Genomic DNA, 12452 nt, shown 5'->3' with positions numbered 1-12452 from the left:
CTCAAGCAGGAACGCCTTATGCCGTATCAGCAAAACCCGTGCATCGACAGCTCGCTGCGCGAGCGCTTCACTGTCGTGGTGATTACCCATAATCGCCCGGCGTTTCTGCGTCGGACCTTGCACTACTATCGGAATTTCCCCGCCAGCATCCTGGTGCTCGACTCCTCCGCCCAGAGCAATGCCGCCCTGCTGGATGACTACCCAAACGTTGACTACCGGCACCTGCCGCAGTTCACCTACAAGGGCTTGCAGGACAAGGTCAGCTACGGGGTCAATGAAGTCCGCACGCCCTACATGACCTTCGCTGCTGATGACGACTTCCTGCTGCACGAGGGCATGGTGAGATCCCTCGAGTTCCTGGAGCAGCATCCCGATTACGGCATGTGCCATGGCTACGGCATGATGTACGTCGGGCGCGGTACCCGGGTGGACTTCTATCGGCGTGACAAGCGCGTGCAGGAAGACTACTGCGTTGAGCCGGGGCAGCGCCTGATCGAGTTCATGGGGCAGTTCCTGCCGCCATTTTATGCAGTCACCCGCACCGCGTTGCTGCAGCAGTGGTATGCCTTGCTGCCGCCGGGTACTAATTTCGAATGGCAGGAGATCGGTCATACCTTCTACCTGCTAGCCAACGCCAAGGCGCGGATTCTGCCGATCCCTTACGCAGTGCGCGAGATCAACTATGGTGCCTCGGAGCACAGCACCAACGTGCTGACCGTGCTGGCGCTGCAGGACGAGCAGTCGCAGCGTGGGCGCGAAGCCTTCGCCGAATTCCTCGCCTCCATCCCAACCGCGTTGAGCGGGCAGGGGGCAGAGGCAGTCAAGCGTATTGCCTTGGACAGTTTCAAGGCTATGGCTGAGGGCCTGCTCACGGGGCGTGCGCTACAGGGCTGCTTGATCGTTCGCTCGTACTGGTCACAGCCCAAGGCCGAGCCGGAGCGGATTTTCGGCGAGCGGCAGTTCGTCGAGATGCCGTTCTACAACCAGCCTACCTTCGACCTGCTGGCTGAATGCGAATTCCTGATTCACACCATGCCGGCCGGTCGCCAGCAATTGCTGGAGCTTGAACCGATCCTGCTGCGTCAGTCGCAGTTGCTGCAAGTGCAGGCCAACGATGATGCGCGGACCCGCCGCAGCCGCTTGTGGGAAGCGCTGACGCTCAGCCCGTTCAACCGCGTCGTGGTCCAGCAGTTGCTGGCGTCGTTGGAAGAGGCCGGCGAAGACAGCGAAGCGGCGTCGCTGCGCGCGTGGCTGGGCAAGCTCGACAGCGTGCCGTGCTTTGACAGCCAGGCGCTGCTCGACAGCTTGCCATCGGGGCGTCTGTTGAACTGGCTGAAGGCCCGCGAACCGAGCGCCGAGCAGGCGCGCAGTGCGGCTCAGCACCTGGCGCAGCATCAGGGGGGGCCGAGCTTCGGCATCCTGCTGCTGGACCTGGACGCTGACATGGCCAAGTTGCAGGCGACCTTCGACAGCCTGATGAACGGCCACTGCCGTGCCTTCAAGGTGGTGGTGCTGACTACCGGCGAGCTGCCGGCGGTCACCCATGCGCAGCAGACCGTGCACTTCGTCAAGGTCAGCACGCAGGACTACGTTCAGCGCCTGAATGAAGCCGCCCGCGAGCTGGGCACCGACTGGCTGCTGCTGGCCGAAAGTGGTGATCGCTTCACCGTCGGTGGTTTGTTGCGCGCCGGTCTTGAGTTGTTGAATGTCGACGGTGTGCGTGCCGTGGCCATGGATGAGCTGCACAGCCAGACCGATGGTTCGCTGCGCGAAGTGCTGCGCCCGGGCGTCAACCTCGACCTGCTGCAAAGCGTGCCGGGGTTGATGGCGCGCCACTGGCTGGTGCGCCGAGACCTGTGGCTGGCCTGTGGCGGCTTCGATGCGCAGTATCCCCAGGCACTGGAGTTCGACCTGCTGCTGCGCCTGATCGGCGAAGGTGGCATGGCCGGCCTTGCGCACCTCGCCGAGCCGCTGCTGATCTGCACGGCACCTGGCACCGACGAGCATGACCAGCAGCGCAGTGTGCTGGCCCACCACATCAAGCAGCGTGGCTACGCCGCAGCGATCGGCATGAACCATCCGGGCGTGCTACAGGTCGACTATCGCCACGAGGCGCGTCCGCTGGTTTCGATCATCTTGCATTGCCAGGACAATTTCGACGAGCTACAGGCGTGCCTGGTCAGCGTGCTGCAGCGTACCCGCTACCAGAATCACGAGATCCTGATCGCCGACAACGCCAGCCAGAGCGCCGCGCTGCGCGACTGGTTGGGAAGCCTGGCAGCCGCTGGCAGCCGGGTGCGGGTGATTCGCAGCGAGCAGGCGCTGGCTCCGGCGGCCATGCTCAACCTGGCTTGCCGTGAGGCGCGCGGCGAGTACCTGGTACTGCTCGACAGTTCTGCCGAAGTGCTCAACGCCAACTGGCTTGAAAGTCTGCTCAACCAGGCCCTGCGTCCGGAAGTCGGGGTGGTGGGCGGCAAGCTGCTGGGCGCCGATGGCAAGGTGGTGGAGGCCGGCCTGGTGCTGGCAGGTCAGGCGGGTGTGCGTGCAGCGTTCGCCGGAGAGGCCAAGGACGCGGCGGGTTATCTGCAGCGCTTGCAGGCCGAACACAATGTCTCGGCGGTGTCTGGGTGTGTGATGGTGCGCGCCGAGCTGCTGCGGGCGGCGGGTGGTCTGGATGAACAGGCCACGGACGTGCGCGCCGCGCAGGTCGATCTGTGTCTACAGGCCGCCGCTTCCGGCCTGCTGGTGGTGTTGACGCCACAGGCTCAGGCGGTGCGACACGCGGCCGTCAACGACGATGCGTTGGCCTGTCCGGTGCTGCGCCAGCGTTGGGCTCAGGCCCTGGCGCAAGACCCTTGCCACAACGCCAGCCATCGGCATGACGGCCAGTTGTTCAGCCTCGACCTCGAGGCTCGAGTGCAGTGGCAGGCGCTGATCGGCTGACGCCGAGCTGGCAGTTGCATGGAGCCCTGGTCGTCGAGTGACGGCCAGGGCTTTTTCATTTGTCGGTACGGTCAGCCAAGCCCTTGTGTCGATTCGACAAAAAGAGCGTGACCTGAGAGTCATAACGCGCATCTTCACTGTATATTGTCGAAACCGGGAACCGCTGCGTCGCACCCGGACAAGCCGTCAGGGATAGGGCCGCCCCCATCGCCTGGCGTTTTTCTGTTGAAGGCGCGCGGGTATTTCGCTGTTACTGAATTGGGAAGCCATATGATTGGCATTAAAAGCATCGCCAGTTACGTGCCAACTGAAGGCGTGGACAACTACGCCCAGGGCGCGAAATTCGGCAAGGATCAGGATTTCATCTTTGGCAAGATCGGTTCGACCTTCTTGCCGCGCAAGGAAGCTGGCCAGGAAACCTCCGACTTGTGCGTCGAGGCTGCCAAGAACCTGTTCGCTGCCAACCCTTCGCTGGATCCTGCAGCCATTGATGTCGTGATCGTCGTCACCCAGAACGGCGACGCCGAAGGCCTGCCGCACACCGCGGCCATCGTCCAGCACAAGCTGGGCCTGCCGACTGCGATTGCTGCCTTCGATATCTCGCTGGGCTGCTCGGGCTATGTCTATGGCTTGTACGCGATGAAGGGCTTCATGGAAGCAGCGGGCCTGAAGAACGGACTGCTGCTTACCGCTGATCCATATTCGAAGATCGTCGACCCGGAAGATCGCAATACCACCATGCTGTTCGGTGATGCCGCCACCGCCACCTGGATGGGCGAGGGTGCTGCCTGGCAACTGGGCAAGTCGTTGTTCGGCAGCGACGGTGCCGGTGCCGAGCATCTGCGCACCACCGACGGCAAGTTCTTCATGAACGGCCGCCAGGTCTACAACTTCGCCTTGGTGAAGGTGCCGGCGCACCTTCAGCAGTTGCTCGAAGCCAGTGAGCTTAAGGCGGGCGACATCGACTTGTACTGCCTGCACCAGGGCAGCGCGGCGATCGTCGATGCGGTGTCCCAGCGTTTCGACGAGGGCGAGTACAAGCACAAGTTCGTCAAGGACATGGTCGAGACCGGCAACACCGTGTCGTCGAGCATCCCGTTGCTGCTGGAAAAGCATGTGATTGGCTCGCAGCACCAGCGCGTTGCGTTGAGCGGCTTCGGCGTGGGCTTGTCGTGGGGCTCTGCGATCATCGAGCGCCGCGACTGACCGTTGTTTGCCATCGCAAGACGCCGCCGCTTCAGGCGGCGTTTTTGTTTCTGCTGCATCAAAGGGCGCGCCTGTAATCTGGCGTCAAGTCCTTGATTTCATTGGGCTGGCAGGATGCCAGTAATTTTTTTCGAAAATCCGCTAAAGCAACCCGCCCTGACGACGATAACTATTACGAAGGTTCTCTGTGCCACACCCGGCGAATGCCAGGGCCGGAAGCCGTAGTACCCATATCACGAGGAATTCGTCATGGCTTTGACCGTAAACACCAACACCACCTCCCTGGGCGTTCAGAAGAACCTGAACCGTGCTACCGATGCCCTGAGCACCTCGATGTCCCGTCTGTCCTCCGGCCTGAAAATCAACAGCGCCAAAGACGACGCCGCCGGCCTGCAGATCGCTACCCGCATGACCTCGCAGATCCGCGGTCAGACCATGGCGATCAAAAACGCCAACGACGGTATCTCCATCGCACAGACCGCTGAAGGCGCGATGCAAGAGCAGACCAACATCCTGCAGCGTATGCGTGAACTGGCCGTCCAGTCGCGTAACGACTCCAACAGCACCGAAGACCGCATAGCTCTGAACAAAGAGTTCGCCCAGATGTCCGACGAGCTGACCCGTATCGCCAACTCGACTCAGCTCAACGGCAAAAACCTGCTGGACGGTTCGGCTGGCAAGATGACCTTCCAGGTCGGTTCGAACTCCGGTGCTGACAACCAGATCTCCATCACTCTGGACAGCGGCTTCGACGCTGCTACCCTGAGCGTTGACTCGGCTACCATCGCGATCACCGGTTCGACTTCCGACGAAGCCGAAGCCAGCATGAACGCTGCTCTGGACGCCATCGACGCCGCTCTGCAGACCATCAACACCACTCGTGCTGACCTGGGTGCTTCGCAGAACCGTCTGACCAGCACCATCAACAACCTGCAGAACATCAACGAAAACGCCGAAGCTGCCCGTGGCCGTGTACAGGACACCGACTTCGCCGCTGAAACTGCCCAGCTGACCAAGCAGCAGACTCTGCAGCAAGCTTCGACTTCGGTTCTGGCCCAGGCCAACCAGCTGCCATCCGCCGTACTGAAACTGCTTCAGTAATCGCTGATGGTAACCGGCGGGGGAGTGCATAATAGGGCACTTCCCCGCCTTTTCGTTGCGAGGTGGTAGAAATGGACATGAGCGTCAAGCTGAATCTGTCCTACCCGGCCGCTCGTCCGGCCGAGCAGGTAGGCGAGAAGCCGGCTGCCCAGTCGGTACAAAACAACCATGGCAGTGATTCGCTGGAACCTACGGCAATCAGCGCTGCCGATAGTGCAAACGATATCGAAAAGGTCAAAAGCGCCGTATCGGATATCGAAAAATTTCTCAGTACGACACGACGCAGCCTGGAATTCTCCACGGACGAAGAATCCGGCAAGATCGTGGTCAAGGTCATCGCCAGCGAGACCGGTGAGCTGGTTCGTCAGTTGCCCTCCGAAGAGGCACTGCGAATCGCCAACAGCCTCAGCGATGTCAACAGTATTCTGTTCGATGCCAAGGTCTGACCTGGCAGCGAGCATCCTGAAGTAATTCATGTCGGCCCGGCAGGAGCGGGGAAGGCGCGTAAATCAAGAGGGACACAGCATGGCAACCATTACTTCCTCCGTTGGTATCGGTTCGGGTCTTGAGATCGGTACGATCGTCCAGACCCTGGTAAACGCTGATACGGCGGCCAAGAAGGCCCAGATCGCTCGCCAGACCAGCAATAACTCGGCAATGATCTCGGGTATCGGTGCGCTGCGCAGTGCCCTCACTGCATTCACCACCTCCATGGGCAAGCTCAACGACAGCACTTCGCCGGCGTTCAACGCCTATGCGGCTACGTCGGCCAACGAGGGTGTGATCAAGGTCACGGCCAGCAACAAGGCGGTGGCCGGCAGCTACAGCATTGCCGTGGAAGCCCTGGCAACCAGCTCAAAGGTTGCCAGCCAGAGCTTCGCCAGCAGCACCACGGCGATCAGTGAAGGCGACATGGTCATCGGTGTGGGCACTGGCACCAGCTATACCGTCAAGGTGGGCGCGGGTGCCACGCTCGAATCGGTGCGTGACCAGATCAACAAGGAGCTGGGTGCCAGCGGTATCTCTGCCAACATCGTCAACGGCAAGGATGGTTCGCGCCTGGTGTTGAGCTCCAGCACCACCGGTGCCGGTAACGACATCTCCGTGACCGGTGATATCGCCGAACTGCAGATCGATGGCACCCAGTCGATGAGCCAAAACGCCAATGGCGCTGGTTTCATCGAGGCGGCGGCTCAGGATGCCAAGCTGACCATCGATGGTCTGGTGGTGACCAGCTCCACCAACAAGGTGGCCGATGCAGTCAGCGGCCTGACCCTTGAGCTCACCGGTGTCAGCGCCTCCAGTGGCAACGCCTTCACTAGCACCAAGGTCACCGTGGCCACCAACAACGACGGCCTGAAAACCTCCATTCAGAGCTTCGTTGACGCCTACAACACCCTGCAGAAAGCCATCACTTCGCTGACCTCCACCTCTGAGGATGCAGATGGCAACATCGTGTTGGGTTCGCTGACCAACGACCCGACCACTCGCTCCCTGTTGGGTGATGTCCGCAAGGTGCTGAGCGAAGTCGGTTCGGGTGATCGCCTGACCAGCCTCAGCCAGCTGGGTATCAACACCACCAAGGACGGCACCCTCGAGTTCAACAGCACCAAGTTCACCGCGGCGATGAACGACAAAAAGCTGGGTAATGAGGTGCAGGAGCTGTTCACTGGTGACAACGGCATCATTGCCCGCATGAACAAGGCAATCGACCCGTACAACAAGACCGACGGTAGTCTGGCTACGCGTAAGTCTGGTCTGGACAAAATCGCCAAGAACCTCAGTGATCAGCAGGACGCGCTGGACCGTCGTATCGACGCGTTGACCACCTCGTTGACCAAGCAATACGCGACCTTGGACGCCAACCTGGGCAAGATGAAGGCCCAGGCCTCGCAGATCACCGCGATCTTCGAAGCGCTCAACGCCCAGGCGAAGAACTCCTGATACGCTGATGGCGCCAAAAGCCCGGCGACGCCAACCTGGTGTCCCGGGCTTTTTGTTTTTCCCCTAAAGTTTTTTGACGTGTCGGCGATACACTGGCTATAGGCAACTTTTTTCGCTGCAACGAGGTAGATTCATGAACCCGATGTTGGCCCTTCGGCAATACCAGAAAGTCAACGGCGTGGCGCAGACTTCCGAAGCCAGTCCGCACCGCCTGGTGCAAATGCTCATGCAGGGTGGCCTGGACCGCCTGGCCCAGGCCAAGGGTGCTATCGCACGCAAGGACGTGGCCCAGAAGGGCATCCTGATCGGCAAGGCCATCGACATCATCGGCGGCTTGCGCGAAGGTCTGGACCTGGAAAACCACGCTGAGAGCCTGGCTGACCTGGACAGTCTCTACACCTATATGAGCCGCCGTTTGGTCGAAGCCAACGTGAAAAGTGATCCGGCGATCATCGACGAAGTAGCGCGCCTGCTGATCACGGTCAAGGAAGGTTGGGACGCGATCGCCGAGCCTGTGGCGACGCCGTGATCCAGGAGGTGGTATGAGCGAGGTGATCGAGCGTATCGAACAGACCCGCGAGGCGCTGCTGTCGGCGCTGGCCAGTCGTGACTGGGATGCGGTGGGGGAACTCGATCTGGAATGTCGGATTTGCGTCGAGGACGTGTTGGCCGAGGCGAGCAGCAACGAGAGGGCGGTGCGCGCGAGCCTCGAGGAGTTGCTGGCGGTCTACCGGCAGTTGATTGATGTCGCCAGTGGTGAACGGCAATCGATAGTCGACGAGATGATGCAGATACGTCAGGCGAAAAGCGCCGCGAAGGTATACCATCTGTTCTCTTGACCACGAGCGATACGAGAAATAGCGCGCCATTAATTTGACTGCACGCTATTTTTTGACTTAACTAGTGGCTGTTTTCGAATTTCAGACGTCCGAACACTGACCATTCAGTCGGAATGATGTCGAGCTCGCCCCCAGGGCGCCGATATGACTAGGGAAGTTGCTATTGCATGTGGCGTGAAACCAAGATTCTCCTGATCGATGACGACAGCGCACGCCGCCGCGATCTGGCGGTGGTTCTGAATTTCCTCGGCGAAGAAAACCTGTCCTGTTCCAGTGACAACTGGCAGCAGGTGGTCGAGTCGTTATCGTCTAGTCGTGAAGTGCTGTGCGTGCTGATCGGGGCTGTGAATGCTCCGGGTAGTGTGCTCGGGCTTCTTAAGACAGTGGCTGGGTGGGATGAGTTCCTTCCGGTGTTGCTTCTGGGTGAAATTTCTTCTGCGGAGTTCCCCGAAGAGCTGCGTCGGCGCGTGCTTTCGAACCTCGAAATGCCGCCGAGCTACAGTCAGCTGCTCGATTCGCTGCACCGTGCGCAGGTCTACCGCGAGATGTACGATCAGGCTCGCGAGCGCGGCCGCCAGCGCGAGCCCAACCTGTTCCGCAGTCTGGTAGGCACCAGCCGTGCGATCCAGCATGTGCGCCAAATGATGCAGCAGGTGGCCGATACCGACGCCAGCGTGCTCATTCTCGGTGAATCCGGTACCGGCAAGGAGGTGGTCGCGCGCAACCTGCACTACCACTCCAAGCGCCGCGAAGCCCCGTTCGTGCCGGTCAACTGCGGTGCTATTCCGGCCGAGCTGCTGGAAAGCGAACTGTTCGGTCACGAGAAGGGAGCATTCACCGGGGCCATCACCAGCCGTGCCGGGCGCTTCGAGCTGGCCAACGGCGGTACGCTGTTCCTCGATGAGATCGGCGACATGCCGTTGCCAATGCAGGTCAAGCTGCTGCGTGTGTTGCAGGAGCGCACCTTCGAACGCGTGGGCAGCAACAAGACCCAGAGCATTGACGTGCGCATCATCGCGGCTACCCACAAGAACCTCGAGAGCATGATCGAGGACGGCACGTTCCGCGAAGACCTCTATTATCGTCTGAATGTCTTCCCTATCGAGATGGCGCCCCTGCGCGAGCGTGTCGAGGACATTCCGCTGCTGATGAACGAGCTGATCTCACGCATGGAGCATGAGAAGCGCGGTTCGATCCGCTTCAACTCGGCCTCGATCATGTCGCTGTGTCGCCACGGTTGGCCGGGTAACGTTCGCGAACTGGCCAACCTGGTGGAGCGCATGGCGATCATGCATCCGTACGGTGTGATCGGTGTTTCCGAGCTGCCAAAGAAATTCCGCTATGTCGATGACGAAGACGAGCAGTTGGTGGACAGCCTGCGCAGTGACTTGGAGGAGCGGGTGGCGATCAATGGCCATACGCCGAGCTTTGCCAGCCACGCGATGCTGCCGCCTGAGGGCCTGGACCTGAAGGACTATCTGGGCGGGCTGGAACAAGGCCTGATCCAGCAGGCGCTGGATGATGCCAATGGCATCGTTGCGCGTGCCGCTGAGCGTCTACGCATCCGTCGTACCACGTTGGTGGAAAAAATGCGTAAGTACGGCATGAGCCGCCAAGGTGGCGAGGAGCAGGCGGAGGATTGACGCCTGTTCGGCCTTGGGGTTGGGGTGGGTTTGTCCTAGCGGGCGCTTGTGGCGCGCGGTGGGTGGCCCGTTTGGACTATTTCCCCATCCCCGGCACGGCTATTGCTATATCGCTGGCATCACACCGTTTTTATGACGGTCAGCCACGCGAGAGAGCACGATGCCCCAGGCCGCCCATCACTCCCGAGTCCCTGCCTTGCAGGGGAGCCTCCCGGTCGAGCAGGAAAGCCGACTGGGCCTTGAACAGGCCTTCGCCCTGTTCAGTCAGGTATCGACCCAGCTCACCGAGTCCTACGGGATGCTCGAGGCGCGCGTCAGCGAGCTCAAGGGTGAACTGGAGGTCGTCAGCGCCCAGCGTATGGCCGAGCTTGGTGAAAAAGAGCGCTTGGCCAATCGTCTGCAAAACCTGCTGGACCTGCTACCGGGTGGGGTGATCGTGATCGATGCCCAGGGCTGCGTGTCCGAGGCCAACCCGGCCGCTTGCGAGCTGCTGGGCGAGCCACTGATCGGTCAGCTATGGCGTCAGGTCATTGCCCGCAGTTTCGCCCCGCGCAAGGATGACGGCCACGAAGTCTCGCTGCGCGACGGTCGGCGCCTGTCGATCGCGACCCGTTCGCTGGACGCCGAGCCGGGCCAGTTGGTGCTGCTGACCGACCTGACTGAAACCCGTCGCCTGCAAGACCAGTTGGCGCGTCATGAGCGACTGTCGTCGCTGGGGCGCATGGTCGCTTCGCTGGCTCATCAGATCCGTACCCCGCTTGCCGCAGCGATGCTCTATGCCGGTCATCTGGCTGATGGCGAGCGTGACTTGCCATTTGAAACCCGTCAGCGTTTTGCCGGTAACCTCAAGGAGCGGTTGCAGGAGCTGGAGCATCAGGTGCGCGATATGTTGGTGTTTGCTCGGGGCGAGCTGCCGTTGGGCGAGCGCTTGACCCCCAAGGCTTTGTTCCAGGCCTTGCAGCAGGCCGCGCAGGTGCATGTACAGGGGCATGCGGTGCGCTGGCAGTGCGATATCCATCTGGGTGAGTTGCTGTGCAATCGCGATACCCTGGTGGGCGCCTTGCTCAATCTGATCGATAACGGTCTGCAGGCCAGTGCCGAGCCGGCGCGCCTGAAAGTGCATCTGTACCGCCGTGCGCAAAACCTTCACCTGTGCGTGAGCGACGCTGGCTGCGGCATCGATGCCGAGTTGCTGGCGCGGCTGGGTGAGCCATTCCTCACCACCAAGACGACCGGCACCGGGCTAGGACTGGCGGTGGTCCAGGCGGTGGTGCGTGCCCACCAAGGGACGCTGCGACTGCGTTCCAAGCCTGGGCGCGGTACCTGTGCCCACGTGGTACTGCCGCTGATCGGCGCAATGGAGGAGCACTGATGGATATCAAGGTGCTGTTGGTCGAGGATGATCGGGTGTTGCGCCAGGCGCTGGTCGATACCCTGGAAATCGGCGGATTCGCCCACCGTGCGGTGGGGTCGGCCGAAGAGGCCTTGCAGGCGGTGGGGCAGGAGGCATTCAGTCTGGTGGTCAGCGATGTGAACATGCCGGGCATGGACGGGCATCAGTTGCTCGCCCAGCTGGGGCGCAACCATCCTGAGCTACCCGTGCTGCTCATGACCGCCCACGCCGCGGTCGAGCGGGCTGTCGAAGCCATGCGCCAGGGGGCGGTTGACTATCTGGTCAAGCCGTTCGAGCCGCGTGCCCTGCTCAGTCTGGTGGAGCGGCACGCGGCGGGTCACTTGGGGGCTGCCGAGCAGGAGGGCCCAGTGGCCTGCGAACCGGCCAGTCGGCAGTTGCTGGAGCTGGCTGCGCGGGTGGCGCGCAGCGATTCGACCGTGTTGATCTCGGGTGAGTCGGGCACTGGCAAGGAGGTGTTGGCACGCTTCATTCACCAGCAATCGCCGCGGGCCGATGCGCCGTTCGTGGCGATAAACTGTGCTGCGATCCCCGATAACATGCTCGAAGCCACCTTGTTCGGCCATGAGAAGGGCGCCTTCACCGGTGCGATCGCGGCCCAGGCTGGCAAGTTCGAGCAGGCCGATGGCGGCACCCTGCTGCTCGACGAGATTTCCGAAATGCCCCTGGCGCTCCAGGCCAAGCTCCTGCGTGTACTGCAAGAGCGCGAAGTGGAGCGGGTAGGGGGGCGCAAGCCGATCGCCTTGGATATCCGTGTACTGGCCACCACCAACCGCGACCTGACGGGCGAAGTGGCGGCTGGACGGTTCCGTGAAGATCTCTATTACCGGCTGTCGGTGTTCCCTTTGGCCTGGCGCGCCCTGCGCGAGCGCCCGGCGGATATCCTGCCACTGGCTGAGCGGTTGCTGGCCCGGCATGTCGGCAAGATGAAACACGCCCCCGTGCGCCTGTCGGCCGATGCTCGCGCCTGTCTGCAAGGCTATGCCTGGCCGGGTAACGTGCGTGAATTGGACAATGCGTTGCAGCGGGCCCTGATCCTGCAGCAGGGCGGGGTGATCGAAGCGGCGGATTTCTGTCTGGGAGGTGTCATTCCGTTGTCGGCGCCGCAAGTGGCCACTATTGAGCCATTATCCGGGGAATTGACGGTTGAGGCGGGTGGCCTTGGCGACGACATGCGCCGTCACGAGTACCAGATGATCATCGATACCTTGCGTGCCGAGCGTGGGCGTCGCAAGGAGGCCGCCGAGCGACTGGGCATCAGCCCGCGTACGCTGCGCTACAAGCTTGCGCAGATGCGTGATGCCGGGCTTGATGTGGAGGCCAGCCTATTCGGCTGAAACACCGTTTTGAATGTTCGATGGGTGG

10 protein-coding genes are annotated in these 12452 nt (G+C 61.6%); all 10 read left to right on the top strand.

What is annotated here, in order from left to right:
- Positions 1 to 18 precede the first annotated feature (18 nt).
- The 10 genes from ACNFIC_RS19495 (at position 19) to ACNFIC_RS19450 (ending at position 12424) form a co-directional block, all read left to right on the top strand.
- A complete protein-coding gene (locus ACNFIC_RS19495) occupies positions 19 to 2943 on the top strand; it encodes a TIGR00180 family glycosyltransferase (protein ID WP_416781654.1) in 2925 nt (974 codons plus the stop codon).
- 270 nt (positions 2944 to 3213) lie between these two features.
- Positions 3214 to 4149: a ketoacyl-ACP synthase III gene (locus ACNFIC_RS19490; protein ID WP_138218205.1), complete on the top strand. Its 936-nt coding sequence runs from the start codon at positions 3214 to 3216 to the stop codon at positions 4147 to 4149.
- Between the two features lie 249 nt (positions 4150 to 4398).
- On the top strand, positions 4399 to 5250 hold the full coding sequence (locus tag ACNFIC_RS19485) for a flagellin domain-containing protein (RefSeq protein ID WP_138218204.1): 852 nt from the start codon (positions 4399 to 4401) through the stop codon (positions 5248 to 5250).
- A 71-nt stretch (positions 5251 to 5321) separates the two neighbouring features.
- On the top strand, positions 5322 to 5696 hold the full coding sequence (locus ACNFIC_RS19480; protein WP_138218203.1) for a flagellar protein FlaG: 375 nt from the start codon (positions 5322 to 5324) through the stop codon (positions 5694 to 5696).
- 79 nt (positions 5697 to 5775) lie between these two features.
- Positions 5776 to 7194 (top strand): flagellar filament capping protein FliD, encoded by a 1419-nt coding sequence (fliD, locus tag ACNFIC_RS19475; RefSeq protein ID WP_138218202.1) that lies wholly within the window; start codon positions 5776 to 5778, stop codon positions 7192 to 7194.
- Positions 7195 to 7327: 133 nt separating this feature from the next.
- The gene (gene fliS / locus ACNFIC_RS19470; RefSeq protein ID WP_138218201.1) at positions 7328 to 7723 is read left to right on the top strand and encodes a flagellar export chaperone FliS; all 396 of its coding nucleotides are present in this window, start codon (positions 7328 to 7330) and stop codon (positions 7721 to 7723) included.
- Positions 7724 to 7736: 13 nt separating this feature from the next.
- Positions 7737 to 8033, top strand: coding sequence for a flagellar protein FliT (gene fliT / locus ACNFIC_RS19465; protein WP_138218200.1), 297 nt, complete (start codon positions 7737 to 7739; stop codon positions 8031 to 8033).
- 167 nt (positions 8034 to 8200) lie between these two features.
- The gene (fleQ, locus tag ACNFIC_RS19460) at positions 8201 to 9676 is read left to right on the top strand and encodes a transcriptional regulator FleQ (RefSeq protein WP_138218199.1); all 1476 of its coding nucleotides are present in this window, start codon (positions 8201 to 8203) and stop codon (positions 9674 to 9676) included.
- A gap of 160 nt (positions 9677 to 9836) precedes the next feature.
- Positions 9837 to 11048, top strand: a complete 1212-nt coding sequence (locus ACNFIC_RS19455) for a sensor histidine kinase (protein WP_416781653.1) — start codon at positions 9837 to 9839, stop codon at positions 11046 to 11048.
- On the top strand, positions 11048 to 12424 hold the full coding sequence (locus ACNFIC_RS19450) for a sigma-54-dependent transcriptional regulator (RefSeq protein WP_416781652.1): 1377 nt from the start codon (positions 11048 to 11050) through the stop codon (positions 12422 to 12424). Before ACNFIC_RS19455 ends, ACNFIC_RS19450 begins: the two co-directional genes overlap by 1 nt.
- Positions 12425 to 12452 lie beyond the last annotated feature (28 nt).

Source organism: Pseudomonas sp. NY15463, assembly GCF_048068415.1.
In the GTDB taxonomy this organism is placed as follows: domain Bacteria; phylum Pseudomonadota; class Gammaproteobacteria; order Pseudomonadales; family Pseudomonadaceae; genus Aquipseudomonas; species Aquipseudomonas mosselii_C.
This window is presented reverse-complemented; position numbering and strand designations above follow the sequence as displayed.